The organism is Micromonospora sp. NPDC057141 (assembly GCF_042670805.1).
Lineage (GTDB): Bacteria > Actinomycetota > Actinomycetes > Mycobacteriales > Micromonosporaceae > Micromonospora.
Window position 1 is genome coordinate 79060 of sequence record NZ_JBHUVA010000015.1, and the last position, 25699, is coordinate 104758.

Annotated in this window: 25 protein-coding genes and 3 pseudogenes; 13 read left to right on the plus strand and 15 right to left on the minus strand. The window is 74.3% G+C overall.

Annotated elements, in window-relative coordinates; translation table 11 throughout:
• The first annotated feature begins 131 nt into the window (after positions 1 to 131).
• Positions 132 to 2201, plus strand: coding sequence for a phosphate acetyltransferase (gene pta, locus ACFT41_RS11915; protein WP_377587775.1), 2070 nt, complete (start codon positions 132 to 134; stop codon positions 2199 to 2201).
• Positions 2198 to 3331 carry an acetate/propionate family kinase gene (locus ACFT41_RS11920; RefSeq protein WP_377587774.1) on the plus strand — a complete coding sequence of 378 codons (1134 nt, stop codon included), beginning with the start codon at positions 2198 to 2200 and terminating at the stop codon, positions 3329 to 3331. The genes pta and ACFT41_RS11920 overlap by 4 nt, the downstream gene beginning before the upstream one ends.
• Positions 3332 to 3363: 32 nt before the next feature.
• On the opposite strand, the gene ACFT41_RS11925 is transcribed toward ACFT41_RS11920, so the two are convergent.
• Complete coding sequence (locus ACFT41_RS11925; protein ID WP_377587773.1) at positions 3364 to 3537, minus strand: hypothetical protein; 174 nt, start codon at positions 3535 to 3537, stop codon at positions 3364 to 3366.
• Between the two features lie 271 nt (positions 3538 to 3808).
• Here ACFT41_RS11925 and ACFT41_RS11930 point away from each other — a divergent pair.
• Both ACFT41_RS11930 and ACFT41_RS11935 read left to right on the plus strand, forming a co-directional pair.
• Positions 3809 to 3961 (plus strand): annotated as a pseudogene (locus tag ACFT41_RS11930) (nucleotidyltransferase domain-containing protein); the annotation flags it as partial.
• Positions 3962 to 4219: 258 nt separating this feature from the next.
• Positions 4220 to 5188, plus strand: coding sequence for an alpha/beta hydrolase family protein (locus ACFT41_RS11935; RefSeq protein ID WP_377587780.1), 969 nt, complete (start codon positions 4220 to 4222; stop codon positions 5186 to 5188).
• Positions 5189 to 5204: 16 nt separating this feature from the next.
• Here ACFT41_RS11935 and ACFT41_RS11940 read toward each other — a convergent pair whose 3' ends face one another.
• The 3 genes from ACFT41_RS11940 to ACFT41_RS11950 all read right to left on the minus strand — a co-directional run bounded on the left by ACFT41_RS11940 (position 5205) and on the right by ACFT41_RS11950 (position 7924).
• Positions 5205 to 6167: a zinc-binding dehydrogenase gene (locus tag ACFT41_RS11940; RefSeq protein ID WP_377587772.1), complete on the minus strand. Its 963-nt coding sequence runs from the start codon at positions 6165 to 6167 to the stop codon at positions 5205 to 5207.
• A gap of 75 nt (positions 6168 to 6242) precedes the next feature.
• Positions 6243 to 7421 (minus strand): NADP-dependent malic enzyme, encoded by a 1179-nt coding sequence (locus tag ACFT41_RS11945; protein ID WP_377587771.1) that lies wholly within the window; start codon positions 7419 to 7421, stop codon positions 6243 to 6245.
• 140 nt (positions 7422 to 7561) lie between these two features.
• Complete coding sequence (locus ACFT41_RS11950; RefSeq protein ID WP_377587770.1) at positions 7562 to 7924, minus strand: S24/S26 family peptidase; 363 nt, start codon at positions 7922 to 7924, stop codon at positions 7562 to 7564.
• 83 nt (positions 7925 to 8007) lie between these two features.
• Between ACFT41_RS11950 and sodN the strand changes: the two genes are divergently transcribed.
• From sodN to ACFT41_RS11965, 3 genes are read left to right on the plus strand one after another with little or no spacing between them, the layout of a single operon-like run.
• Positions 8008 to 8412: a superoxide dismutase, Ni gene (sodN, locus tag ACFT41_RS11955; RefSeq protein WP_377587769.1), complete on the plus strand. Its 405-nt coding sequence runs from the start codon at positions 8008 to 8010 to the stop codon at positions 8410 to 8412.
• Entirely contained in the window at positions 8409 to 8942 is a 534-nt protein-coding gene (locus tag ACFT41_RS11960; protein ID WP_377587768.1) for a GNAT family N-acetyltransferase, read from the plus strand. The genes sodN and ACFT41_RS11960 overlap by 4 nt, the downstream gene beginning before the upstream one ends.
• A gap of 32 nt (positions 8943 to 8974) precedes the next feature.
• Complete coding sequence (locus ACFT41_RS11965; protein ID WP_377587767.1) at positions 8975 to 9379, plus strand: ATP-binding protein; 405 nt, start codon at positions 8975 to 8977, stop codon at positions 9377 to 9379.
• Between the two features lie 56 nt (positions 9380 to 9435).
• Here the strand turns inward: ACFT41_RS11965 and ACFT41_RS11970 are convergent, their stop codons facing one another.
• Positions 9436 to 9870, minus strand: coding sequence for a hypothetical protein (locus ACFT41_RS11970; RefSeq protein ID WP_377587766.1), 435 nt, complete (start codon positions 9868 to 9870; stop codon positions 9436 to 9438).
• Here ACFT41_RS11970 and ACFT41_RS11975 point away from each other — a divergent pair.
• Both ACFT41_RS11975 and ACFT41_RS11980 read left to right on the plus strand, forming a co-directional pair.
• Positions 9869 to 10819, plus strand: a complete 951-nt coding sequence (locus ACFT41_RS11975; RefSeq protein ID WP_377587765.1) for a diacylglycerol/lipid kinase family protein — start codon at positions 9869 to 9871, stop codon at positions 10817 to 10819. The two genes, ACFT41_RS11970 and ACFT41_RS11975, sit on opposite strands and share 2 nt — an antisense overlap.
• A gap of 448 nt (positions 10820 to 11267) precedes the next feature.
• Entirely contained in the window at positions 11268 to 11525 is a 258-nt protein-coding gene (locus ACFT41_RS11980; protein ID WP_007072794.1) for a WhiB family transcriptional regulator, read from the plus strand.
• 150 nt (positions 11526 to 11675) lie between these two features.
• Here the strand turns inward: ACFT41_RS11980 and ACFT41_RS11985 are convergent, their stop codons facing one another.
• From ACFT41_RS11985 to ACFT41_RS12000, 4 genes are read right to left on the minus strand one after another with little or no spacing between them, the layout of a single operon-like run.
• Positions 11676 to 12437, minus strand: coding sequence for a sirohydrochlorin chelatase (locus ACFT41_RS11985; RefSeq protein WP_377587779.1), 762 nt, complete (start codon positions 12435 to 12437; stop codon positions 11676 to 11678).
• A 2-nt stretch (positions 12438 to 12439) separates the two neighbouring features.
• Positions 12440 to 13204, minus strand: a complete 765-nt coding sequence (locus ACFT41_RS11990; RefSeq protein WP_377587764.1) for a phosphoadenylyl-sulfate reductase — start codon at positions 13202 to 13204, stop codon at positions 12440 to 12442.
• Complete coding sequence (locus tag ACFT41_RS11995) at positions 13201 to 13359, minus strand: hypothetical protein (RefSeq protein WP_377587763.1); 159 nt, start codon at positions 13357 to 13359, stop codon at positions 13201 to 13203. Before ACFT41_RS11995 ends, ACFT41_RS11990 begins: the two co-directional genes overlap by 4 nt.
• Before the next feature lie 19 nt (positions 13360 to 13378).
• Positions 13379 to 15091, minus strand: a complete 1713-nt coding sequence (locus tag ACFT41_RS12000; RefSeq protein WP_377587762.1) for a nitrite/sulfite reductase — start codon at positions 15089 to 15091, stop codon at positions 13379 to 13381.
• A gap of 345 nt (positions 15092 to 15436) precedes the next feature.
• Here ACFT41_RS12000 and ACFT41_RS12005 point away from each other — a divergent pair, with 345 nt between their 5' ends.
• Positions 15437 to 17104, plus strand: a complete 1668-nt coding sequence (locus tag ACFT41_RS12005) for a glycosyltransferase family 39 protein (protein WP_377587761.1) — start codon at positions 15437 to 15439, stop codon at positions 17102 to 17104.
• A 104-nt stretch (positions 17105 to 17208) separates the two neighbouring features.
• On the opposite strand, the pseudogene ACFT41_RS12010 reads toward ACFT41_RS12005, so the two are convergent.
• From ACFT41_RS12010 to ACFT41_RS12020, 3 genes and pseudogenes are all read right to left on the minus strand, one after another.
• A pseudogene (locus tag ACFT41_RS12010) lies at positions 17209 to 17454 on the minus strand (ATP-binding protein); the annotation flags it as partial.
• Between the two features lie 108 nt (positions 17455 to 17562).
• Positions 17563 to 18882, minus strand: a pseudogene (locus ACFT41_RS12015) (histidine kinase N-terminal domain-containing protein); the annotation flags it as partial.
• 83 nt (positions 18883 to 18965) lie between these two features.
• Positions 18966 to 19997 carry an SIS domain-containing protein gene (locus ACFT41_RS12020; RefSeq protein WP_377587778.1) on the minus strand — a complete coding sequence of 344 codons (1032 nt, stop codon included), beginning with the start codon at positions 19995 to 19997 and terminating at the stop codon, positions 18966 to 18968.
• 223 nt (positions 19998 to 20220) lie between these two features.
• Here ACFT41_RS12020 and ACFT41_RS12025 point away from each other — a divergent pair, with 223 nt between their 5' ends.
• A complete protein-coding gene (locus ACFT41_RS12025) occupies positions 20221 to 22050 on the plus strand; it encodes a tetratricopeptide repeat protein (protein WP_377587760.1) in 1830 nt (609 codons plus the stop codon).
• Positions 22051 to 22118: 68 nt separating this feature from the next.
• On the opposite strand, the gene ACFT41_RS12030 is transcribed toward ACFT41_RS12025, so the two are convergent.
• Positions 22119 to 23708 (minus strand): MDR family MFS transporter, encoded by a 1590-nt coding sequence (locus tag ACFT41_RS12030; RefSeq protein ID WP_377587759.1) that lies wholly within the window; start codon positions 23706 to 23708, stop codon positions 22119 to 22121.
• Positions 23709 to 23820: 112 nt separating this feature from the next.
• Between ACFT41_RS12030 and ACFT41_RS12035 the strand changes: the two genes are divergently transcribed.
• Positions 23821 to 24384: a TetR/AcrR family transcriptional regulator gene (locus ACFT41_RS12035; RefSeq protein ID WP_377587758.1), complete on the plus strand. Its 564-nt coding sequence runs from the start codon at positions 23821 to 23823 to the stop codon at positions 24382 to 24384.
• Positions 24385 to 24472: 88 nt separating this feature from the next.
• Here ACFT41_RS12035 and ACFT41_RS12040 read toward each other — a convergent pair whose 3' ends face one another.
• Both ACFT41_RS12040 and ACFT41_RS12045 read right to left on the minus strand, forming a co-directional pair.
• Positions 24473 to 24985, minus strand: coding sequence for a GNAT family N-acetyltransferase (locus ACFT41_RS12040; protein WP_377587757.1), 513 nt, complete (start codon positions 24983 to 24985; stop codon positions 24473 to 24475).
• Positions 24982 to 25197 carry a biotin/lipoyl-binding carrier protein gene (locus ACFT41_RS12045; RefSeq protein ID WP_377587756.1) on the minus strand — a complete coding sequence of 72 codons (216 nt, stop codon included), beginning with the start codon at positions 25195 to 25197 and terminating at the stop codon, positions 24982 to 24984. The genes ACFT41_RS12040 and ACFT41_RS12045 overlap by 4 nt, the downstream gene beginning before the upstream one ends.
• Before the next feature lie 285 nt (positions 25198 to 25482).
• Here ACFT41_RS12045 and ACFT41_RS12050 point away from each other — a divergent pair, with 285 nt between their 5' ends.
• Positions 25483 to 25557, plus strand: coding sequence for a 50S ribosomal protein bL37 (locus ACFT41_RS12050; RefSeq protein WP_369700219.1), 75 nt, complete (start codon positions 25483 to 25485; stop codon positions 25555 to 25557).
• Positions 25558 to 25699: the final 142 nt, after the last annotated feature.

The following is a 25699-nucleotide window of genomic DNA, read 5'->3' on the forward strand; positions in this document are numbered from 1 at the left end:
GCGCGCTTCCCCACGGGGCCCCCCCGCCCCCCCCACCCCCACCACTTTGCCCGCCCGGCCCCCCCCCCCCCCGCCCCCCCGGGGTCCAGGCCCCGGGGCGGGGGGGTGGCGCGATCTTGTAGCGTGGGGGCGTGGCCCGGAGCGTGTATCTGACCAGCGTCGGCTCCGGTGGGGGCAAGTCGACCATCGCGCTCGGCCTCGCCGAGCTGCTCTCCCGGCAGGTCGAACGGATCGGCGCATTCCGGCCGCTCGTCCCCGGCCGGGGGCCCGACCAGATCCTCGCCCTGCTCACCGAGCGCTACCGCATCGAGATGCCGGTCGACGAGCTGCACGGCTGCACCTACGCCGAAGCGGGCGCGCTGGTCGCCGACGGCCGGCGGGAGGAGCTGATCTCCCGGATCGTCGAGCGGTACCGCGACGTCGAGCGGCGCTGCCCGGCGGTGGTCGTGGTGGGCAGCGACTTCACCGACGGCGGCGACGGGGCGGGCCCCCGCGAGCTGGCGTTCAACGCCCGGCTGGCCACCGAGTTCGGCAGCGTCGTGGTGCCCGTCGTCGACGGCTTCGGGCAGGCGCCAGAGGCCATCGCGGCGGCGGCGCGCGGGGCGTACCACGATCTGGTGGACCTCGGCGCGACGGTGCTGGCGGTGATCGCCAACCGGGTGCCCGGGCCGATGACGCTGCCCGACCTGCCCGTCCCCGCGTACGCGATCCCGGAGGTGCCGACCGTGTCGGCGCCGACGGTGGCCGAGGTGGCGGCGGCGCTCGGCGCGACCCTGCTGGCCGGCGACGACGCCGCCCTCGGCCGCGACGTGCTCGACTACGTCGTCGGCGCGGCGCACGTGCCGACGCTGCTGGACCACCTCACCGAGGGTGCGCTGGTGATCACCCCAGCCGACCGGGCGGACCTGCTGGTCGCGGCCAGCGCCGCGCACGTCGCCGGCCAGGTCTCCGTGGCCGGGCTGGTGCTCACCCTCGGCGAGCGGCCCGACCCGAGGGCGATGCGCCTGGTAGAGGGGCTCAACACCGGGCTCGCGGTGCTCTCGGTGCGCACCGACAGCTACGACACGGTCGCCGCGTCCAGCCGGATCGAGGGTCGGCCCAGCATGGCCCACCCGCGCAAGGTCGAGGCCGCGCTCGGCGCGTTCGAGAACTGCGTGGACACCGTCGACCTGGCCCGCCGGCTGCGGGTCAGCCGCTCCGAGCGGGTCACCCCGCTGATGTTCGAGTACGACCTGATCGACCGCGCCCGGTCCACCCGCCGCAGCCTGGTGCTGCCCGAGGGGGCGGAAGAGCGGATCCTGCGCGCGGCGGAGATCCTGCTGCGCCGGGGCGTGGCCGACCTGACCCTGCTCGGCCGCCCCGACGACATCGCCCGGCGCACCCGGGAACTCGGCATCGACATCGCCGGGGCGGCCGTCGTCGACCCGACGACCAGCCCGTGGCGCGACGAGTTCGCCGAGGCGTACGCGAAGCTGCGCGCCCACCGGGGCATGACCGCCGAGCTGGCCCACGACGTCGTGGCCCAGCCGAACTACTTCGGCACGATGATGGTGCACACCGGGCACGCCGACGGGATGGTCTCCGGGGCCACCCACACCACCGCCGCCACCATCCGCCCCGCGTTCGAGATCATCCGCACGGTGCCGGGGGTGTCGGTGGCCTCCAGCGTCTTCTTCATGCTGCTCGCCGACCGGGTGCTCGTCTACGGCGACTGCGCCGTCAACCCCGACCCGGACGCCGCCCAGCTCGCCGACATCGCCATCTCCTCGGCCGACACCGCCGCCCGCTTCGGCATCGAACCCCGGGTGGCGATGCTGTCCTACTCCACCGGGGACTCGGGGGCCGGGGCCGACGTGGAGAAGGTCGCCGCTGCCACCCGGCTCGTCCGCGAGCGGCGGCCGGAGCTGCTGGTCGAGGGCCCCATCCAGTACGACGCGGCGATCGACCCGCACGTCGCGGCCACCAAGTTGCCCGACAGCGCGGTCGCCGGGCGGGCCACCGTGTTCATCTTCCCCGACCTGAACACGGGCAACAACACGTACAAGGCGGTGCAGCGCTCGGCCGGGGCGGTGGCCGTCGGCCCGGTCATGCAGGGCCTGCGCCGCCCCGTCAACGACCTGTCCCGGGGCGCGACCGTCCCCGACATCGTCAACACCGTCGCCATCACCGCCATCCAGGCCGCCGCCGAGGAGTCGTCATGAGTCGGGTGCTCGTCCTCAACTGCGGCTCGTCGTCGGTGAAGTACCGCCTCTACGCCGGCGACGAGGTGCTGGCGAAGGGCACCGTCGAGCGGGTCGGCGAGCCCGGCGGCGGGACGGCCGACCATGAGACGGCCGTCCGGGAGATCCTCGACCGGCTCGGCCCGGACGGGCTGGCCGGGCTGGCCGCCGTCGGGCACCGGGTGGTGCACGGCGGGCGGCGCTTCACCGAGCCGGTGCTGGTCGACGACGCCGTGTTCGCCGCCATCGAGGAACTGGTGCCGCTCGCCCCGCTGCACAACCCGGCCAACCTGGCCGGCATCCGGGTCGCCCGCGAGGCGCTGCCCGGCGTGCCGCAGGTCGCCGTCTTCGACACCGCGTTCCACCACACGCTGCCCGAGGCCGCCGCCACCTACGCGATCGACCGGGACACCGCCCAGCGGTACGACATCCGCCGGTACGGCTTCCACGGCACCTCCCACGCGTACGTCTCGCGGCGCACCGCCGAGCTGCTGGGCCGGCCGTACGCGGAGCTGAACACGATCACCCTGCACCTGGGCAACGGCGCGAGCGCCTGCGCGGTGGCCGGCGGGCGTAGCGTGGCCACCTCGATGGGGATGTCCCCGCTGGAGGGCCTCGTGATGGGCACCCGCAGCGGCGACCTCGACCCGACGGTCGTCTTCCACCTGCGGCGCGAGGCCGGCATGGGCGTCGACGAGATCGACGACCTGCTCAACCACCGCAGCGGCCTGCTCGGCCTCGCCGGGGTCAACGACATGCGCGAGGTGCTGGCCCGCCGCGCCGCCGGTGACCCGGCCGCCGCGCTCGCCTTCGACGTCTACACCCGCCGGATCACGGGGTACGTCGGGGCGTACTACGCCCTGCTCGGCCGGGTGGACGCGGTCACCTTCACCGCCGGGGTGGGCGAACACGCGGCACCGGTGCGGGCCGCCGCGCTGGCCGGCCTGGACCGGCTCGGCATCGCCGTCGACCCGGCGCGCAACGACGGCGAAGGCGACCGGGTGATCTCCCCTGCGGGCGCGGAGGTCGCCGTCTGCGTCATCGGCACCGACGAGGAACGCGAGATCGCCCGCGAGGCCCGCGCCGTGGCCGAGGCCGCCACGGCGGGCTGAGGCAGCCCAGCCCAACCCGGTTTCAGCCGGCTTCAGCCCAGCGCCAGCCAGGCGACGACGGCCGCCAGCAGCACCACGGCCACCGCGATGCCGGCGACCAGCGGAACCCGGGACGCCGGGGCGGACGGCGCGGCCGCCTCCGGCGCGTGGGCGAACGCCCGGAACTGCTCTGTGTTGCCGCTCGGATCCACGTACTTGTCAGACATGGCCAGACCCTAGCCAAGGCGGTCCACCCCGCGCGCCCCCGGCCGGGCGGCACGCCGCAGGACCACCGGATCGGCGGAGCCGCCCCGACCGGGTGGCGTCGCCCACCGGTCCGGACGGCGGGGCCGGCAAGGAAGGGCCCCCTGTTGACGCTTTCTTTATAGGAAGGGCCCCTTCCTAACACGCGCGGACGCGGGGGCGCGCTACCGTCGCAGCGTGGACGGGCACGGGCGAACCGGGCGGCAGCTCGCGGCGGTCGCCGAGACGGTCACGGTGGCCCGGTCGGCCGGGGTCGAGCTGTGGTTGCGGGGCGGGTGGGCGATGGACTTCGTCCTCGGCGAGGTGACCCGGCCGCACGTCGACGTCGACTGGTACTGCTGGCGCGGCGACGCCGACCGGCTGGCCGCCGCGCTGGGCGAGCAGGGCTGGCGGGTCGACCCCCGGCTGCCGGTCGACGTGCAGCTCGAACTCGTCCGCGACGACGTGGAGCTGAGCGTCGGCTACCTGGGCCGCAGCGCGGTGGGGCGGGTGGTGGTGGGCGCCGGGCCGTGGGCCGGGACGCCGCTGCCCGGGTCCGCTGGTCACAGACCCGCCGGCGCCGCTGCCGTCGCCCGGGGTGACCGCACCCTGACCTGTGGTGCGATGCGCGCCGGCGACAGCATCCCGCGAGGCACAATCGGATTCATGTGCCGCCGACGTACCGCCGCCCTGCTGGCCACCGCCCTGCTCGCAGCCGGCCTGGCCGGCTGCTCGGGCGGCGCGGAACCCGCCTGGCGCGAGGCCGCCCCGGCTCAGCCGCCGAAGGCGACCACCCCGGCCCCGCGCGTACCCGCCGGCAGCGCGCCGCGCGAGAGCTTCGCGGTCGGCGTACGTCAACTCAAGCTCAACCGCGACGGCGACCGCCCGCTGCCGGTGACCATCTGGTACCCGGCCCGGGGCGCGGCCGGCGGGACGCCGCAGCGGTCCGCGACCGCCGCGACCGGCCGATTCCCCGTGGTGATGTTCAGCCACGGCCTCAACGGGCGGCCCGACGACTACGAAACCCTGCTCACCCGCTGGGCGGCGGCCGGGTTCGTGGTGGCCGCGCCGGCCTTCCCGCACACCGCTCGGGGCACCGACACCAACGTGCTGGACGTGCTCAACCAGCCAGCCGACGTCTCGTACGCGCTGACCCGGGTGCTCGCCCTGGACGCGAAGGCGGGCGACCCGCTGCGCAGCCGGCTCGCCACCGACCGGGTGGCGGCGGCGGGGCACTCGGCGGGCGGGGTGACCACGATCGGCCTGTTCACCGCCGGCCGGGACGACCGGCTGGACGCCGGGGTGGTCTTCGCCGGCACCGGGCTGGGCGTGGGCACCGCCTTCGCGGGGGCCGCCGCGCCGCAGCTGTTCGTGCACGGCGAGGCCGACGAGGTGGTCGGCTACGCCTCGGGCAAGGCGGCGTACGACAAGGTGCCCTGGCCCAAGGCGATGCTGAGCCTGCCGAAGGGCGACCACGGGCGGGCCCTGCTCACCGACGGCGCCGCCCTGCGGGTGGTCTCGGACACCTGCGTCGAGTTCCTGCGCTGGACGCTGTACGGGGACGCGGCGGCCAAGCGCCGGCTGCCGGACGAGGCCACCCGCGGCGGCCTCGCCACCCTCGACGACCGGCTGTGAGGGGTGGAACGGTCGCTCACGCCGTGTGATCGATGACGATCTTGCCGAAGGCCTCGCCGGAGTGCAGCCGGGCGAACGCCTCCCCGATCCGGCTGAACGGCACCACGCTGTCCACCACCGGCCGCACCTCGTGCTCGGCGCAGAACGACAGCAGCTCGGTCAGCTCCCCCGGCGTGCCCATCGAGGTGCCGAGGATCTCCAGTTGCATGGCGAAGACCCGCCGCAGGTTGACCTTCGGCTCGTACCCGGCGGTCGCCCCGGAGACCACGATCCGGGCCATCGGCGCGGCCGACTTCAGGGAGTGGTCGAAGGTGGCCGCGCCGACCGTCTCGATCACCACGTCGACCCGCTCGGGCAGCCTGGCGCCGGGCTCCAGCGCGGTCGCCCCCAGCTCCGCGATCCGCTCCCGCTTGCCGGCGTCGCGGCTGGTCGCGTACACCCGCTTGCCGAGCGCGACGGCGAGCGCGACGGCCGCCGTCGCGACGCCGCCGCCCGCGCCCTGGACCAGCACGGCGTCGGCCTCCTCGACCCGGCCCTTGGTGGTCAGCATCCGCCAGGCGGTGAGCCACGCGGTGGGCAGGCAGGCGGCGTCCGTCGCGGACACTCCGGCCGGCAGGGGCAGCAGGTTCATTCGGGGTACGGCCACCCGCTCGGCGAAGGTGCCGGGGAAGTGCTCGGAGAGGATGGACATCCCGCGCGGGTCACCCGGGTCGACGACCAGCGGGAAGACCACCACCTCGGTGCCGTCCGGGGCCGTTGCGACGGCGTCGCAGCCGAGGATCATCGGCAGCCGGTCCGCGCCGAGGCCGACGCCGCGCAGCGACCACAGGTCGTGGTGGTTGATCGAGCTGGCCCGCACCTGCACGGTCACCCAGTCGTCTTCGGGGTGGGCCGGCTCGGGCTGCTCGCCGACGGTCAGCGCGGCGAGCGGGTTGTCGGCGTCGAGGCTCGAGGCGAAGGCGGCACGCATGATCCGCACCGTAACAAGGAGTGGGGGTGTTAAGAAGGGGCCCCTGCTATACCGAATGCGTTGACAGGGGCCCCTCCTTGCACTTCAGGCGCGGGCGACGCCGTCGCGGCGGGCGGCCTCGGCGACAGCCTCGGCCACCGCGGGGGCGACCCGCGGGTCCAGCGGGGACGGCACGATCGCGTCGGCGGTGAGTGTCTCGGCCACCACCCCGGCGATCGCGTCGGCGGCGGCCACCTTCATCCCGTCGGTGATCCGGGTGGCCCGGGCGTCCAGCGCACCCCGGAACACCCCGGGGAAGGCCAGCACGTTGTTGATCTGGTTGGGGTAGTCGCTGCGGCCGGTGGCGACGACGGCGACGTGCCGGGCCGCCACCTCGGGGTGCACCTCGGGCGTCGGGTTGGCCAGGGCGAAGACGATCCCGCCGGGGGCCATCCCGGCCACCGCCGTCTCGGGGATCTCGCCGCCGGAGACGCCGACGAGCACGTCGGCGTCGCGCAGCGCCTCGGTGATGTCGCCGCGGCGGCCGTCGGCGTTGGTGTCGGCCGCGAGGTCCGCCTTGGTGCCGGTGAGGTCGGTGCGGTGCCGGCCGATGATCCCCTTCGAGTCGCAGACCACCACCCGGGCCGGGTCGACGCCCCCGGCGATGAGCATCCGGGTGACCGCCACCCCGGCCGCCCCCGCGCCGCTGACCGCCACCCGCAGGTCGCCGAGCTTGCGGTGCAGCAGGGTGGCCGCGTTGCGCAGCGCGGCGAGCACGACGATCGCCGTGCCGTGCTGGTCGTCGTGGAAGACCGGGATGGGCAGCGCCTCGTCGAGTCGGCGCTCCACCTCGAAGCAGCGCGGCGCGCTGATGTCCTCCAGGTTGATCCCGCCGAACGAGGGGGCGAGGGCCTGCACCACGGCGACGATCTCGTCCACGTCCTGGGTGTCCAGGCAGACCGGCACCGCGTCGACGCCGCCGAACTGCTTGAACAGCACCGCCTTGCCCTCCATCACCGGCAACGCCGCGCGCGGGCCGATGTTGCCCAGCCCGAGTACGGCCGACCCGTCGGTGACGACGGCGACGGTGTTCGCGACCCAGGTGTAGTCGGCGGCCAGCGCCGGGTCGGCGGCGATCGCCTCGCACACCCGGGCGACCCCCGGTGTGTACGCGAGGGAGAGGTCTTCGCGGCTGGTCAGTGGAACGGTGGAGGCGACGGCCATCTTGCCGCCGACGTGCAGTTGGAAGACGGGATCAGCGGGGTCCACGGTGGACGAAGACATGGTGACTCCAGGATCTGTCGGGCAGACGAGGCGACCGCGCCAGCGCGAGGTGAGGCGGCCAACGGCGGCGGCATGGTGCGGGGGTCACCCGGATACCTGCCGAGCATAGTGTCGGGAGCACAACTCGGATGTGAGTAGGGTCATACTCGCGGGTAGCCGGAGGTGCGGCGCAGGCGACCCGGCCGGGGCCAGTAGCGGGCCACCACGCGGCCGTGCACGTCGGCCACGCCGTACACCCGGGAGTCGTCGGTGACCAGCTCGTTGTCGCCGCGTACCCACCAGCCGCCGTCGGCGGGACGGACCGCGCGCTTGACCACCAGCAGGTCCGGGCGGCTGCGGAAGACCGCGACCACGACGTCGCCCGGGCGGATCGGGCGGCCCCCGCGCCGCACCAGCACGGCGTCACCGTGGCGCAGGGTGGGTGCCATCGACGGGCCGGTCACCAGTACGGCGACGAGCAGCCCCCGCAGCCGGTCGGCGGGCCGGGGGGTGTCGGCGGGCACCGGTTTCACCTCCGCCCGGCTGGGGAGCGTCTCCAGGAGTAATGTCGTCTTGGATCATCGCAAACTTCCCATGGAGGATCCCGATGCGACTTCCGCGCATCCTCATGCCGAGCGTCACCGCCAGCGCCCACTGCGACCTGCCCTGCGGCGTCTACGACCCGGCCCAGGCCCGGATCGAGGCCGAGTCGGTCAAGGCGATCGCCGAGAAGTACCAGGCGAACACCGACCCCGAGTTCCGCACCCGGGCGCTGATCATCAAGGAGCAGCGCGCCGAGCTGGTCAAGCACCACCTGTGGGTGCTGTGGACGGACTACTTCAAGCCGGCGCACTTCGAGAAGTACCCGAACCTGCACACCCTGTTCAACGAGGCCACCAAGCTCGCGGGTGCCAGCGGCGCCAAGGGCAGCGTCGACCCGGCCAAGGCCGAGGAGCTGCTGTCGAAGATCGACGAGATCTCGAAGATCTTCTGGGAGACCAAGCAGGCGTGACCCCCGGGTTCACACCGACCGTACGGCCGGCGCGTCCCGAGGACGTGCCGGCCGTCGTCGCCATGGTGCACGAGCTGGCCGAGTACGAACGGGCCGCCGACGAGTGCCACCTGGCCGTCGGGCAGCTCACCGAGGCCCTGTTCGGCCCGGCGCCCGCGCTCTTCGGTCACGTGGCCGTCGACGAGGTCGACCGGCCACTCGGCTTCGCGCTGTGGTTCCTCAACTTCTCCACCTGGGCCGGTGTTCACGGCATCTACCTGGAGGACCTCTACGTCCGCCCCGAGGCGCGGGGCACCGGCGCGGGCCGGCGACTGCTGGCCGCCCTGGCCGCCATCTGCGTCGAGCGGGGCTACCGACGGCTCGACTGGTGGATGCTGCACTGGAATCCGGCCGCCCGCTTCTACGCCTCGATCGGCGCGTCCCCGCTCCAGGAATGGGTGCCGTACCGGCTGACGGGGCCGGCCCTGACCGCTCTCGCGACAGACCCGTCGTCGCCGGCGAGCGCCGCGCCCACGCGTCCGTCGGCCTGACGGGGTAGAGTCCCCCACCGGGGGGATGAGGCGTGACTCAACTGACCGGCCAGCCAGCCGCCGACGACGACGTCGTGCACCTCACGGTGCCTGCCGACGGCGGTTACCTCGGCGTGCTCCGCACCGCCACGGCCGGCCTCGCCGCCCGTCTCCAGTTCGCCCTCGACGAGATCGAGGACCTGCGGATCGCCGTGGACGAGGCGTGCGCCATGCTCCTCGCGATCGCCACCCGCGACGCCGAGTTGGAGTGTCGGTTCCAGGTGACGGAGGACGCACTGACCGTCGAGGTGACCGTGCCGACCGTGCGCGGGGCGACGCTCCCCTCCGAGTCGTCGTTCGCCTGGAAGGTGCTGACGGCCCTCACCACGGCCGCCTCGGCGAGCACGTCGAACGGCCGGGCCACCATCTCCCTGCTGACCCGCCGCGCTGGCTACTGACCCCACCGCGCGCAGCCCCCACCCCGGCGGCCCGCGCGCAGCCCGAGCCGCCCGGCTCAGGTCAGGCCGAGGGCCCGGGTGGTCGGCGGGCTGACGAGCAGCGCGCTGACGCCGAGGCCGAGCGCCATCAGCGGCACGCCGAGCCAGCCGATCCCGCCCTGGATCATGTACCACCCGACCGGCAGCAGCATGAGTTGCAGGACGATCGCCGGGGCGCGGGCCCCGACCCGGAGCCGGCCGAGTGCCCCGCCGAGCGCCCAGAGGGCGGCCGCGCCGCCGAGGGCGAACGCGGTCACCAGTAGCGCCGACGGCAGGTCGGTGGTGGTGGCGGTGAGGTCGGCCCAGACGAGCCAGACGGCGACCAGGCCGAGGGCGACCGCCTCCGCCCGGAGCAACCGGACCGCCCAGCGCAGCGTGGTCGGGTTCTGGTCCGAGTCGATGGTCACGCGCGACACGATACCGGTGGTGGGGCGCGGTACAGTGCCGCCCATGCGGGCCGTCCTGGTGGTCAATCCGAAGGCCACCACCACCAGCGAGCGCAGCCGGGACGTCCTGGTCCGGGCGCTGCGCAGCGAAGTCGACCTGTCGGTGCGGTACACCCGCCGTCGGGGCCACGCCATGGACCTCGCCCGGGAGGCGGCCGAGGAGGGCGTCGACCTGGTGGTGACGCTCGGCGGCGACGGCACGGTGAACGAGGTGGTCAACGGCCTGATGACAGCCGAGCCCCCGACGATCCGCACCGGGGGCAGCCTCGCCGAGCGGCTGCCGGCGCTGGCCACCGTCCCCGGGGGCTCCACGAACGTGTTCGCCCGCGCGCTCGGCCTGCCCCGGGAGTGGCCGGAGGGCACCAGCATGATCCTGGAGGGGCTGCGGCTCGGGCGGTCCCGGACGATCGGGCTGGGCCGGGCCGACGACCGCTACTTCACCTTCTGCGCCGGCTTCGGCCTCGACGCGGCGGTGATCCACCGGGTGGAGCAGGCCCGCCGGCGCGGCCGGGTCTCCACGCCGGCGCTCTATCTGCGCTCCACGGTCAACCAGTACTTCCTCGGCTCGGACCGCCGCCACCCGACGATCTCACTGGAGCGACCCGGCGAGGCTACCGAGGGTGAGTTGGCCACGGTCATCATCCAGAACACCGCGCCCTGGACGTACCTGGGGGAGCGGGAGATCAACCCGAATCCGGCGGCGTCCTTCGACCTCGGGCTCGACGTGCTGGCCATGCGACAGCTCCGCGTGGCCAGCACTGCACGCACGGTGACCCAGTTCTTCTCCCACACGCCGAATCCTCGGGGGCGTCAGGTGCTGCAGCTGCACGACCTGGCCGAGTTCACCCTGGTCGCGAGCCGTCCTCAGGCTTTCCAGCTCGACGGGGACTATCTCGGGGAGCGGGAGAAAGTCAGATTCGCATCCGTTCCGGCCGCACTGAGAGTAATCTGCTAGATCTCGGGTACTGCCCTTGGTCGAGCGCGGTCCCCCACCGCAGTCGATGCGATGGCCGCCACACCGAGGGCGAGGTGCCGGAAATGTCAGCAATATCCCGCAGACTGTACTATATTGATCCTCGACTGTGGTACGCCGGGTAACCAGGACTCCCTGCAAACCAGACAAAGGGGTCGTGAGCTTGCTCACCGCTCGGAGTTTTTCCGAGCGCCACCCTTGACATTGCGTGAGTTCGTGAAAGTATTCACAAGCGAACTTGAGTTACCGGGACATTGCCTGGACATGCTCATTGTGTTGAGCTGTTCCAGCAGGTCCCAGTGGCTACCAGAGCCTGCTCACGCAGCGCCAAAATGATGGATGCGAACCGTGACCATCGGCGTGCGGATGCATAAAGGAAAAGCACCAAAGCAATATCTGCCACCCATCCAGAATGAGGAGTGTTGCCGCCATGGACTGGCGTCACCATGCTGTCTGCCGCGACGAGGACCCGGAGCTGTTCTTCCCGATCGGGACGTCCGGTCCGGCTCTCCTGCAGGTCGAGCAGGCCAAGGCCGTCTGCCGGCGCTGCTCCGTGACCGACCAGTGCCTCCAGTGGGCACTTGAGTCCGGTCAGGACGCTGGCGTCTGGGGCGGGATGAGCGAGGAGGAGCGGCGCGCCGTCAAGCGTCGCGGTGGCCTCCGGGTGCTGCGCGCTCACTCCGCCTGACCTACGACCGCACCACAGCTCCACGCCCCGACAGGGCAACCCTGTCGGGGCGTTCTGCTGTGCCGGCCCTCAGCCCACCACGCCCGTCAGCCCACCACGCACCTCAGCCCACCGCCCCCGGCACGCCCACCGCGCGCCGTGGCCGTCCGCTCACTCCGTTGGGGCGGCGTCCGCCCGGCGCAGCACCAGATCGGCCAGCTCCGGGGCGGCGGTGAGCGGCCCGGACACCGCCACCGCGCCGGCCGCCCGCGCCCCCGCCAGCACGGCGTCGTGGAAGAGCCCCGGGGCCAGGAAGTAAGCCGACACGGCCACCCGCCGGGCCCCCGTCGCGCGCAGCCGGCGCACCGCCGCGCCCGCGTCCGGCAGGGCCGCCGAGGCGTACGACACCCGGCAGGGCATCCCGAGTTGCGCGCCGAGCGCCGCCGCGACCCGGCCCACCGATCCCCGGGCCCGGGGATCCCGCGTGCCGGCGGCGGCGAGCACCAGCGCGTCGAACCGGCCGGGCTCCACTTCCGCCAGCCGCCGCCGCAGCCCGGCCAGCAGCGCGCCGTCGACCACGCCGTCGGCCGGGCCGAGCACGTCGGAGACACGTACGTCGATCGGTGGCCCCGCCCCCCGGGCCGCCGCGACCGCCGCCGGGATGTCCACCCGCCGGTGGTACGCGGCGGTGAGCAGCAGCGGCACCAGCACCGCCCGGGGATGCCCCGCCGCCGCCAGCGACCGCAGCACCTCCGTCGGCCCCGGGTCCGTGTGGTCCAGCCAACTCGCCGACACGGCGACGCCGGGCCGGGCGGCCGAGACCGCCCGGGCCAGCGCCCGGGTCGCCTCGGCCGCCCGGGGATCCCGGCTGCCGTGCGCCACCAGGACCACCGGGTCGCCGGCCGCGATCGCCGGCACCGGGGGCCGGGACACGGTCAGAGGTGCAGCCCGCACTCGGTCTTCTCGAACATCGCCCAGCGACCGGCCCGGGGGTCCTCCCCCGCCTTCGTCCGGCGGGTGCAGGGCCAGCAGCCGATCGAGCCGTAGCCGCGCTTGAACAGCTCGTTGACCGGGAGTTCGTGCCGGGCGATGTAGGCGTCCACGTCGGCCTGTTTCCAGGCGGCGATCGGGTTCACCTTCACCCTGCCCCGGCGGGCGTCGAACGTCACCACCGGCGTGTTGGCCCGGGTCGGCGACTCGTCACGGCGCAGCCCGGCGGCCCAGGCGTCGTACCCGGCCAGCGCCCGCTCCAGCGGCTCGACCTTACGCAGCTGGCAGCAGTCGTCCGGCGACCGGTTGAACAGCCGGGGGCCGTACTCGCCGTCCTGCTGGCCGACGGTGAGCCGGGGCCGGATCGACCGGACGTTGACGGGCAGCCGACGGGCCACCTCGTCGCGGACCCGCAGCGTCTCCGGGAAGTGCAGGCCGGTGTCGAGGAAGACCACGTCCACCCCGGGCGCGACCCGGGAAACCAGGTGGGCGAGCACGGCGTCCGCCATCGAGCTGGTCACGCAGAAGCGGTCGCCGAACGTGTCGGCCGCCCAGCGGGCGACCTCCAGCGCCGGCGCGCCCTCCAGCTCCCGGCCGGCCCGCTCGGCCAGCGCCCGCAGCTCCTGCGGGCTCCGCCGAGCCGGGTCGGCGGGCGGCGGGCCGCCGGGGCCGACCAGCCCGAGGGTGGCCGCCGAGACCAGGGCGCTCACCGGGTCACCGCCCGGGTCAGCAGGCCGGTGAACTTCACCGTGAACACCCGGGCGCAGGCGTGGCACTCCCACGCGCCGTGCCCGGCCTCGCTCGGCCGCAGGTCCTCCTCGCCGCAGTACGGGCAGTACAGCGGCGCTGAACGGGTCCCGCTCATGACACCTCGCTTCGCTCGCTCATCGGAGTTCTTCCTCGTCGACCCTGATCACCCAGTTGGCGAAGGACTCGCCCTCGGTCCGGCTCGCCAGGTAGCGGCGGGCGAGCCGTTCCACGTACTCCGGAAGCTCGTCGGCAGTGGTCTTAAGGCCGCGCAGCTTGCGGCCGAAGCCGGCGGTCTGGCCCTGCGCCATGCCCAGGCCGCCGCCCAGGTGCACCTGGAAGCCCTCGACCTGGCGGCCGTCGGGGCCGACCACGAGCTGGCCCTTGAGGCCGATGTCGGCGACCTGGGTGCGGGCGCAGGCGTTCGGGCAGCCGTTGAGGTGGATGGAGATGTCCGCGTCGAAGTCGCGCAGCCGCTCCTCCAGCCGGGCCACCAGCTCCTCGCCGCGCGCCTTGGTCTCGACGATGGCCAGCTTGCAGAACTCGATGCCGGTGCAGGCCATCGTGCCGCGCCGCCAGGCCGACGGCCGGGCCTGAAGGCCGATCGCGCTCAGCTCGGCCACCAGCGAGTTGGTCCGCTCCGGGGGCACGTCCAGGACCAGGAGCTTCTGGTACGGGGTGAGCCGCACCCGGCCGCTGCCGTGCGCCTCGACCACGTCGGCGAGCCGGGCGAGCTGCGTGCCGGAGACCCGGCCCACCACCGGGGCGGCCCCGACGTAGGCGCGCCCGTCGCGCTGGCGGTGCACGCCGATGTGGTCGACCGGCTTGGCGGGCAGCTCCGGGGCGGGCCCGTCGAGCAGGGTGCGGCCCAGGTATTCCTTCTCCAGCACCTCGCGGAACTTCTCCACGCCCCAGTCGGCGACGAGGAACTTCAGCCGGGCCCGGTTGCGCAGCCGGCGGTAGCCGTAGTCGCGGAAGATGCCGACCACACCGGCCCAGATGTCCGGCACCTCGGCCAGCGGCACCCAGACGCCGAGCCGCTTGGCCAGCATCGGGTTGGTGGAGAGGCCGCCGCCGACCCAGACGTCGAAGCCGGGGCCGTGCTCCGGGTGGTCGACGCCCAGGAAGGCGATGTCGTTCGCCTCGTACGGGGTGTCCACCAGCCAGGAGATCGACGTCTTGAACTTGCGGGGCAGGTTGGAGAAGCGCTTGTCGCCGACGTACCGCCGGACGATCTCGTCGAGCGCCGGGGTCGGGTCGAGCAGCTCGGCCTCGGCCACCCCAGCGACCGGGCTGCCGAGCACGATGCGCGGGCAGTCGCCGCACGCCTCGGTGGTCTGTAGGCCCACCGACTCCAGCCGGCGCCAGATCTCCGGCATGTCCTCGACCCGGATCCAGTGGTACTGGATGTTCTGCCGATCGGTGATGTCGGCGGTGTCCCGGGCGAACTCCCGGGAGATGTCCGCGACCACCCGAAGCTGGTCCAGGGTGAGCTGGCCGCCGTCGACCCGGACGCGGAGCATGAAGAACTCGTCCTCCAGCTCGTGCGGCTCCAGCACGGCGGTGCGTCCGCCGTCGATGCCGGCCTTGCGCTGGGTGTAGAGGCCCCACCAGCGGAACCGACCGCGCAGGTCCTGCGGGTCGATCGAGGCGAAGCCCCGGTGGGCGTAGATGTTCTCGATCCGGTCCCGGACGTTGAGGGGGTCGTCGTCCTTCTTGATCCGCTCGTTGGCGTTGAGCGGCTCGCGGTGGCCGAGCGCCCACTGGCCCTCCCCACGGGGGCGGCGGGGCGCCCGCGCGACGGGTGCCGTGGGTGCCTCGGGCCGGGCGGGGGTGCTGCTGACCGCCATCGCGGCGTCCTCCGTTGTCTGCTGTGCCTCAGGATGCGGGCGCGCGCGGCCGGCCCGTGGGACGGGCCGTGGACTACGGTGTCGGACGGCCGGCGCGACTACGCGCCCGAGACGATTGGTCGGGCGTCGTCAGTGGGCCGGACAGATGGCGCTGCGCACGCGGCCGTAGTCGACGTGGCGACGGGCCACGAAGCGACGGACGACAGCGGCAAGCATGCGACCATGCTCGCACACCCGCCATGCACCTACCAATGGCCGCGGGTGTGATCCCACATCACGGGCCGCCGATGCGCTTCCGGGCCGAGATCGTGCTCGAACAGGGAAAGCGTCCCTTCTCGGCGCGGGATGCCACCGCTTCCGGGTCGCTTCCGGGTTCGTGCGCGATCCTGCGAGATCGACCGGTGTCGCTCAGCTCACGCGGGTGGGGCCGGGTGTGGCAGGCTCGGCCTCGTGGACAGCTCGCCCGGAAAGCGGCATTTGCCGGGTTGGCTCGGCGCGGTCTGGCTGTGGCCGACCCTGGCGACGCTGGCCGTCACCGGCGTGGGGATCGGCTCGGCCCAGCCGTGGCGGGACGAGCTGGCCACCTGGAGCGCCGCCACCCGACCGCTGGGCGACCTGGCCCGGATGGCAGGCACCATCGACGCCGCCAGCTGGCCGTACTACCTGTTCATGCACGGCTGGGTGGCGCTCTGCGGGGACTCGCCCGCCGCGCTTCGGGCGCCGTCGGTGCTGGCCACGGCGGGCGCGGCTGGGCTGGCCGCCGCGCTCGGCGCGCGGCTGCTCGGGCGGCGGGCCGGCCTGGCCGGTGGGCTGCTGTTCGCGTCCCTGCCCGGTACCTCCCGGTACGCCCAGGAGGCCCGACCGTACGCGTTCGTCGCCCTCTTCGCGGTGCTGGCGACGCTGCTGCTGGTCCGGGCGCTGGACCGGCCCGGTTGGCGGCGCTGGGCCGGGTACGCCGCCGCCGTCGCCGCCCTCGGTCTGGCCCACCTGGTCGCCCTCACCCTGCTCGCCGCCCACGCGGCAGCCGTGCTGGCCACTCACCGCACGGCTCCCGGCGCCACCGACCCGGCCGCCACCGGTACCACCGACCGGGCCGCGCCCGGCACCACCGAGCCGGTCGGCCCCGGCACCACCGAGCCGGTCGGTCGCCACCGGTCCGCCGGCCGCCGGGCGCGCCGGCCGCTGTGGGGCTGGCTGCTCGCGCTCCTGCCGGCGGCGGTGGCGCTGACCCCCCTGGTGCTGCTGGCGGTGGGCCAGCGGGGCCGGCAGCTCGACTGGGTGGACCAGGCGCGCCTCGCCGATCTGACCGCCCTGCCCGGCGCGCTGGCCCAGAGCGGCGCGGTCGGCGGGCTGCTGCTGGGCCTGGCCGCCCTCGGTGCCGCCCGGTCGGGCCGGGCCGGGCTGCTCCCCGCCGCCTGCTTGGCCCTGCCGGTGACCCTGCTCTTCCTGGCCGGGCTGGCCGTGCCGCTGTGGGTGCCGCGCTACCTGTTCTTCGCCGTCCCGTTCGCCTGCCTGCTGGCCGGGGCGGCACTGGCCATGGTGGCGCTGCCCGGGGCACTGGCGGTGGTGCTCCTCGCCGGCCTGCTCGGCCTGCCCGACCAGGTGGGGCTGCGGCGCAGCCACGAGTGGCCGCGCGGCGCGCTGGTCGACTACCGGGGGGCGGCCCGGGTGGTCGACGAGGAACGCCGGCCCGGCGACGTGATCGTCTTCTCGCCCCGGGAGGGCTGGCTGTTCCCGGACGTCGGCATCCGCTACCACCTCGGCGACCGGCAACCCCGGGACGCGCTGGTCGTCCGGGACCGCGACGCGCGCGGCGACTACTGGGCCGACGAGTGCCCGGACCCCGCCGCCTGCCTGGCCGGGGCGCGGCGGGTCTGGCTGGTGGTCGCCGGGCGGCGGGCGGACCCGGTCGACGCGGTGCCCGACGCGAAGGGGACCGCCCTACGCGACGGTTTCGCCGTCGAGCGGGTCTGGCCGCGCCCCGGCCTGACCGTGGCGCTGCTCACCCGCTGAGCCCGCCCCGGCCCCAGGTGCCGCATGATGTCGGCGACATGGCGGTGTCCCGCCGCCCGGAAGCCGCCATGTCGCCGACATGGAATTGATCAAGCCGCCCGGGGTCAGGAGCGGACGAGGGGGACGACCAGCACCGCCTCGGTGCCGCCCTCGGCACCGTTGCGCAGCTCGATGGTGCCGCGCAGCTCCCCGGTCACCAGCGCCCGGACGATCTGGAGCCCGAGCCGGCTGCCGCGTTCGGCGTCGAACCCGGCCGGCAGGCCCCGCCCGTTGTCGGCGACGGTGACGTGCAGCTGCTTGCGGAACCGGTGCGCCGACACCACCACCTCGGGCGACGCCGCCGACGCGGCCCCGGGCGCAACCGGCGGAAGGACGCCGCCCACCTCGCCCCCGCCACCCACCTCGGAGCCGCCGCCCACCTCACCGACGCCGCCCACCTCGGACCGGGCACCCGCCGCCGACCCGCCGCCCGCCTCGGAGCCGCCCTCCGCCTCCGCAAGCGGGGACCCGGACTCGACGGCCGGCGGGAAGCCGTGCTCGACGGCGTTGAGCAGCAGCTCGTTGAGGACCATGACCAGCGAGGTGGCGATCTCGGCCGGCAGCACGCCGAAGCTGCCCCGGCGGCGCATCCCGACGGTCTGCTCGGTCGCCGCGACCTCCGTCGCCGCACTGGCCACCCGGTCGACGATGCCGTCGAACTCGACCGCCTCGTCGCTGGACATGGAGAGGGTCTCGTGCACCAGGGCGATGGAGGCGACCCGGCGTACCGACTCCTCCAGGGCGACCCGGGCCTCCGGCATGGCGACCCGGCGGGCCTGGAGGCGCAACAGCGCGGCGACGGTCTGGAGGTTGTTCTTCACCCGGTGGTGGATCTCCCGGATGGTGGCGTCCTTGGTGATCAGGGCGCGGTCGCGGCGGCGTACCTCGGTGATGTCGCGGACCAGGACCAGCGCGCCGATCGGCACCCCGGCGGGCATCAGCGGCAGGGCCCGGGTGAGCATGGTCGCGCCCCGGGCGTCGATCTCCCGGCGGGGCGGGCCCTCGCCGCGCAGCGCGGCGAGGATGCCGTTCGCCGCCTCGGTGCCCTCCAGGGGGTCGCCGGCCAGCCGGCGGTGCAGCTTGGCCAGGTCCTCCCCCACCAGGTGGGCGGCGAAGCCGAGCCGCCGGTACGCGGACTGGGCGTTGGGGCTGGCGTAGGTGACCTTGCCGCCGGCGTCGAGCCGGACCAGGCCGTCGCCGACCCGGGGCGCGGACGTGGTCTCCCCCGGATGCCGGGGCGGTGGGAACGTGCCGTCGGCGATCATCTGGGCCAGGTCGTCGGCCGTGGTCAGGTAGTTCAGTTCGAGCTGGCTGGGCGTGCGGGCGGTGGAGAGGTTGGTGTCCCGGCCGACCACCGCGATCACCTCGCCGGCCTCCCCGTCGGCGGCGCGCAGCCGGACCGGGATCGCCTCGTGCCGGGCGGGCACGTCGCCATACCAGACCGGGTCGCCCTCCCGCCAGATCCGGCCCTGGCCGTACGCGACCTCCAGGTGGGCCACCTCGGGCCCGCCGACGATCCGCCCCACCTGGTCGTCCTGGTAGGCGGTGGGCGCGGTGGTCGGGCGGACCTGGGCCACGCAGAGGAAGGTGCCGTCGCGGTCCACCGGCACCCACAGCAGCAGGTCGGCGAAGGACAGGTCGGACAGGAGCTGCCAGTCTCCGGCGATCCGGTGCAGGTGGTCGATGTCGGCGGGGCGGAGCTGGGTGTGCTCCTCGGCGAGGTCGCGCAACGTGGACACGCTGCACAGCGTGCCACGCCGGGCCGGTGCCCGTCCCGCTGCCCGCCCGGCTGACCTCCTCCGGCCGGCGGGCCCGGCGGCGCTCACATCGTCGCGGTGACCTTCCTCAGGCCGCGCGGCGCGTCCGGGTCCTCGCCCCGGGCCAGGGCCAGGGCCAGCGCGAGGCGCTGCAACGGCAGGATGTCCAGCAGGGGGGCGTACCGCTCGTCGACCTCGGGGACGGCCATCCGGGTGGCCCCCTCGACGTCGGCCGAGCCGACCACGACCACGTCGGCGCGGCGCTCGCCGAGCCGGGGCAGCACCTCACCCATCGACCGGCCGCCGGGGCCGGAGCCGACCACGGCCAGCACCGGGACGTCCGGGTCGGTCATCGCGAGCGGGCCGTGCAGCAGGTCGGCGCCGGAGAAGGCGAGCGCCGGCAGGTACGAGGTCTCCATGAGCTTCAGCGCCGCCTCCCGGGCGGTCGGGTACGCGTAACCCCGGCCGGTGGTGACGAGTTGGGCGGCGAACCGGTAGCGCGGCGCGAGTTGGGCCGGGGTGGGGTCGTCGAGGGTGCGGGCGGCCAGCTCCGGCAGGGCGGCGAGCGCGGCGCGCTCGGCGGCGGGCAGTGCCCCGTCGCCGGCCCGGACCCCCTCCACGAGCAGCAGCAGGGCGAGCAGCTCGGCGGTGTACGTCTTGGTGGCGGCCACCGCCCGCTCGTGTCCGGCGACGATGTCGACGCTCAGCTCGGCGACCTCGGCCAGCGGCGAGTCGGGGTTGTTGGTCACCGCGAGGGTGAGCGCGCCGGACGCGCGGGCGGCGCGCAGCACCTCGGTCAGGTCGGGCGAGCCGCCGCTCTGGCTGACCCCGACGACCAGCGCGTCGGACAGGTCGGGGCGCGCGCCGTAGAGGGTCACGGCGCTGGGCGAGGCGAGCCCGGCGGGCAGGCCGAGCCGGATCTCGGTCAGGTACGCCGCATAGAGGGCGGCGTGGTCGGAGGTGCCCCGGGCGGTGAAGACCACGTGCCGGGGGCGGCGCTGCGCGACGACGGCGGCCACCCGGGCGATCGCCCCGGCGTGCTCGGCGGAGAGCAGCCGCTCGTAGCCGGCCGGCTGCTCGGAGATGTCGGCGGCCATGCCGGCCCCTGCACGCGTCACGGAACACCCCTTCCCCTGCGCGATTTCCGCGCGTTTCCTGCTCAGTCTTGCATGTTTCGGCGTATGTGAACAATCTTGCGAGCAGCATTGCGCAGTGGATCACCAAGCCGAGCCAACATCACCTACGCTTGCGGCCCGGCGACACTCTGGGCGGGGACGCATCCGCCGGCGAACCACCCGCACCTACGACCGAGAGGCCCACGTGTCCGAGGGAAGGGACGATCCCCCGCTGTCGGCGGGGGAGGAGCTGGCCCTGGCCCGGCTCGCGCTGGACGAGGGCGACCTGGCGCACGCCGCCGGGCACGTCGCCGGCGCGCTGACCCGGTCGCCCACCCTGCCCGAGGCGCACGAGACGCTGGCCCGGCTCGCCGCCGCCAGCGGCGGCGGCATCGACCTGTTCCCCCTGCACCAGCGCGCCTTCATCGGCGTCGTGGTGGCCCGGGCGCACCTGCTCGCCGCAGCGGGGCGGCCCGCCGAGGGGCTGGAGCTGCTGGCCGCCGCCACCGGGCACGACCGGAGCGCCGACTGGGCCGGCGTGCCCTGGGTGACAGCCCCCGAGCTGCCCGAACGGCTCGACCCGGAGGGCATCGCCCAGGTGCTGATGCAGGTCTGCGCCGCCACGCCCGACCCGGTGCCGCGCGCCGACCGGGCGCCCCTGACGCCGTACCTCACCCTGGCCCGCAACGCGGTCACCGTTCACCCCGAGCACGCCCTGCTGCTCGGCGCGGGGTCCGCGCTGGCCCGGCGCCTCGGCGAAGTCACCCTGGCGATCCGCTGGGCCAGCCGGGGCGTACGCGCGCGCCCGTCGAAGCTCGGCGAGGTCTGGCTCGGGTACGCGTACCGCAGCGCCGGCCGCACCCGCGAGGCCCTCGCCGCGCTCGGCCGGGCCGTCGACCACGACCCGGACGACCTCGCCGTGTACGCCGACATCGCCGGCACGTTGGCCGACACCGGCCGGCTCGACGAGGCCCTGGAGTGGACCGACCGGGCCCTCGCCCGGGATCCCGCCTTCGACTGCGCCGTGCACACCGCGCACCGGCTGCGTTTCCAGCGCGACGGCGACGTGGCGCACCTGGTGGCGCTGGCCGACTTCGTCCGCGACCACCCCGACGACTCGCACGAGCACGGCGACCTCGCCGAGTGCTGCCGCAGCCGGCCGTGGCTGGGGCAGGTCACCCCCGCCGCCGGGGCCGCGGTCACCGTGCTGCGCCACGCCCTGGCCGCCGAGCAGCACGGCCTCGGCGCGACCGTACGGCTGGAGACGCTGGAGCCGCCGAGCGCGCTGCGTACCGTGGCGGCGGCCGCACCCGGCCTGCGGGTCGAGGTGGCGGAGGTGGCCGAGCCGGACCCGCGCGAGCCCCGCCGGGCCACCGACCGGCCGCTGTGGCGCTGGGACGGCACCGTCGCCGCACCGGCGGTGCCGGCGCCCTCGGCCGAGGCGGCGGACCGCATCCGGCAGCTCGCCCACCCGGCGTGGCCGCACCCACCGGCGGCATACGACGCGGCGGTCGGCCTGGCCACGCTGGGCCTGCCCGATCTGCTCGGGCTGCTGGTGCACCCGCCCGCGGCCCCGGCGACCGGGCTGGGCCGGGTGCTGGCCGGGCAGGACCCGTCGCTCTGGGTGCGCTGCGTGCAGGTGTGGGCGTGCCTGGGCCTGCTGCACCACCGCACTGACGAGCCGTGGCCGTCCTCCACCCGCCGCCGTACGCTGGTCGAGCTGGTCTGGGGGGTGGAGGACTGGATCACCGAGGCGGCCCTGTTCGCCCTGGTCACCGCCGCCTGGGTGGACCCCTCGGTCCGCAAGGACGTGGCCGGCGTGGTGGCCGAGCGGCTCGCCGACGCGGCGGCTGTGGCCCGGGACCGGAGCGTGCCGATCGCGGTCTCGCTGGCGTACCTGGCGCTGGCGACTCCGGCCCTCGACCCGGCGACGGCCGCGCTGGCCGGCGAGCTGATCTCCGGCCCGGCGGCCGGGTCGGCCCGGCGGGGCCGGCTGCGCCGCCTCTTCGCCCGCCTCACCCGCCGCCGACGCTGAGGCCGGCCCGGAGGCGGTGCCGACCCGGGGCGCCCGCCCCGGTGGTCGAGGCGGGCACCCGTGGGTGGTCAGACGGCCGGGGCCTTGCCCAGGGCCGGCTCGGCCTGGTCCTCCCCAGTGGGGGCCGGCGGGGCGTCGTTCGCCGAGCGCAGCGGGATCTCCCGGATGAACCAGGCCAGCACCGGCACTCCGACGGTGAACAGCACCGCCCACCAGAAGACGTGCGAGACGGCGTCGGCGAGACCGCCGAGCACCAGCTCCCGGGCCTGCGCCGGCAGCTCCCTGAGCTTGTCGAGGTCGACCTGGCCGCCCTCGCCGCCCTCGCCGCTGAACGCAGACCCGGCGGGCGAGTCGGCGAGCCGGTTGGCGAAGATCGCGCCGAACAGCGAGATGCCGAACGAGCCGCCGATGGAACGGAAGAAGGTGGCCGCACCGCTGGCCGCACCGAGGTCCTTCTGCTCGACGCTGTTCTGCGCGATCAGCATCGAGGTCTGCATGAGGAAGCCCATTCCGACGCCGAGGACGATCATGTAGAGCGAGGACTCCAACTTGCCGGTGTCCAGTTCCAGCCGGGTCAGCAGGGCCAGGCCAGCGGTCATCACCACGCCGCCGACGATCGGGAAGATCCGGTACCGGCCGGTCCTGGTGATCGCCCGGCCGACCACCAGCGAGACCACCAGCATGCCGAACATCAGCGGGAGCAGCAGCAGGCCGCTGTTGGTGGCCGAGGCACCCTGCACGGTCTGCTGGTAGAGCGGGAGGAAGTTCATCGCGCCGAACATGGCGAAGCCGAGCAGGAAGCCGATCACCGAGATCAACGCGAAGTTGCGGTTGGCGAACAGCCCCAGCGGCAGGATCGGCTCCGCCGCGCGGCGCTCGACGAAGCCGAACACGACCAGGCTCACCAGGGCCAACGCGGCCAGGCCGAGGATCTGCGGCGAGGCCCAGTCGTAGGAGTTGCCGCCCCAGGTGGTGATCAGCACGATCGCGGTGATGCCGACGGAGAGCAGCCCCGCGCCGAGCCAGTCGATCCGGTGCTCGGTGCGGTACTTCGGCAGGTGCATTCTGGTGGCGAGCACCAGCAGCGCGACGCCGCCGAGCGGCAGGTTGACGTAGAACGCCCAGCGCCACGAGAGGTTGTCGGTGATGAAGCCGCCGACCAGCGGCCCGGCGACCATGGCGATCGCCATGATGCCGGCCATCATGCCCTGGTAGCGGCCCCGTTCCCGGGGCGGGACCAGGTCGCCGATGATCGCCATCACACCGACCATCAGGCCGCCCGCGCCGAGGCCCTGGACGGCCCGGAAGGCGATCAGCTCGATCATGCCGCTGTCGGCACCGCCGAACACCCCGGAGCCGGCCATGCCGCACAGCGCGGAGCCGACCAGGAAGATGCCCACGGAGGTCAGGAAGACCGCCTTGCGGCCGTAGAGGTCGCCGAGCTTGCCCCAGATCGGGGTGGAGACGGTGGTGCCCAGCACGTACGCGGTGACGACCCAGGTGAAGTGGTCCACCCCGCCGAACTCGCCGACGATGCGCGGCAGCGCGGTGCTGACGATCATGTTGTCGAGCATCGCGAGCATCATCGCGGTCATGAGACCGAAGAGGACGACCCGGATGTTGGGGCGCCGCTCCGCGCCCTCGACTTCCTGACTCATCGGTAAGCTCCCCCCGGGATGTGACCGACTTACCTGCCGGCCGGCTAGTCACCTTACTAGCCGCACGGTAAGTTGAGGGACAACTGATCGTCAAGCGAGTTGGGTGGTTCGGGTGAGAGAGAGCACAGGCACGCGGGAGCGCATCAAGGCCGTGGCCCTCGAACTCTTCACCGAGCAGGGCTACGAGAAGACCTCGCTGCGCGAGATCGCCGAGCGGCTCGACGTCACGAAGGCTGCCCTCTACTACCACTTCAAGAGCAAGGACGAGATCGTCAGCAGCTTCGTCGAGGACCAGCTGGACCGGATGGACGCGCTGATCGCCTGGTCCGACGAGCAGCCGGCCACGCTGGCGACGCGACGCGAACTGATCGCCCGGTACGCCGACACCGTGTTCGCCACCGAACAGCCCTCGGTGATGCGCTTCTTCGAGCAGAACCAGACCGCGCTCAAGAGCCTGGCCGCCGGGCAGCAGCTGCGCGACCGGATGTTCCGGCTGGCCGACGCGTTGGCCCGGGGCGACGAGTCGCCCGCCGCCCAGGTGCGCGCCACGGTGTCGCTGTTCGCCGTGCACAGCAGCTGGTTCGTCATCCGCGCCCCGAACGTCACCGACGACGAGCGGCGGAAGATCGCCCTGGAGGTGGCCGACGAGCTGCTCGCCCGCATCGCCGAAGGCTGAACCGCGCGGAGAGCCGAGCCGCGCCAGCCGCCGAGCCCGCACCGAGCGCCGAGCCCACACCGAGCGCCGAGCCCGCGCGGCGGCAGGGTCAGCCCGGGCCGGGCAACTCCCGCCGCAGGCCGAGCAGCTCCACACCGGGCAGCGGAGACCAGTCCCGCTCCGGCGTGCGGACGAAGCCCAGCCGTTCGTAGAGCCGGTGGGCGGCCTCGGCGAGCCCGCCGCGCACACAGATCACCACCGCCGAGCAGCCCCGCGCGGCGGCTCGGGACAGGCATGCCTCGGCCAGCGCCGCCCCGACCCCCCGCCCCTGGGCCGCCGGGTCCACGGCCAGCATCCGGAACTCCGCCTCGCCGGGGCCGGAGAGTTCGGCGTACGGGGTGCCGGGCAGCACGAACGTGACCGAACCGAGCACCTCGCCGGTGGCCCCGTCGACGGCGACCAGCACGTCGCCGGTCTCCGCCCGGGTCGCCACGTCGGCGAGCACGACCCCGTAGCCGTTCTCGCCCTTGAGCTGGCCGTCGGCCTCGTACGCGGCCACGGTCAGCCGGGCCACCGCCGCGAAGTCGGCCGGGGCGGCCCGGCGAACCCGCAGGCCGGTCAACCGATCACCGCGATCAGGTCACCGTCCTGCACGACGTCGCCCTCGTTGACGGCGAGCTGCTGGACGACGCCGCCGGACTCGGCGACGACAGGGATCTCCATCTTCATCGACTCCAGGATCACCAGCGTGTCCCCCTCGGACACGGTGTCCCCGGCCGACGCGACGACCTTCCACACGTTCGCCACCATCTCGGCGCGGATCTCGTCGGCCATCTCCCGGCCCTCCCTCTTCCGCCAGTGTCTGCGATCGGTATCCAATCACGTGCCGGACCGTCGCGGGCGTGTCGGCGGCCCTCGGCATGCGATACCCGTCGCGCCGACCCTCGGAACCGGGGCCGGTCGACGGAAACCGGGGCCGCCGCTGCCCGCCCCGGCGGACCACCGCCACCGCGGGCCGCACTAGCATCAGCGGGTCGGCCCCGGGTGACCGGGCAACCGGTACGCGACCACCGCCGCGCTTGCCGCCGGCGGACACCGACCAGCACCGAGGAGGTCAGCATGGCGAAGAAGGCCCGCAAGAAGAAGGCCCGGAAGAAGAGCGGCGCGAACCACGGCAAGCGCCCCAACTCCTGAGTCGCGCGGCGGCGCGGCCGCCGACCGCTCAGTGCTCTGCTCCACCGGCCGTGGCCGGAGACGCCGGTGGCCCCGGGCGGATAGACACGGGCCCCCGGCGACGTCCACCCGCCGTCAGTCGGCCACCGCGCGGGGCGCGCGC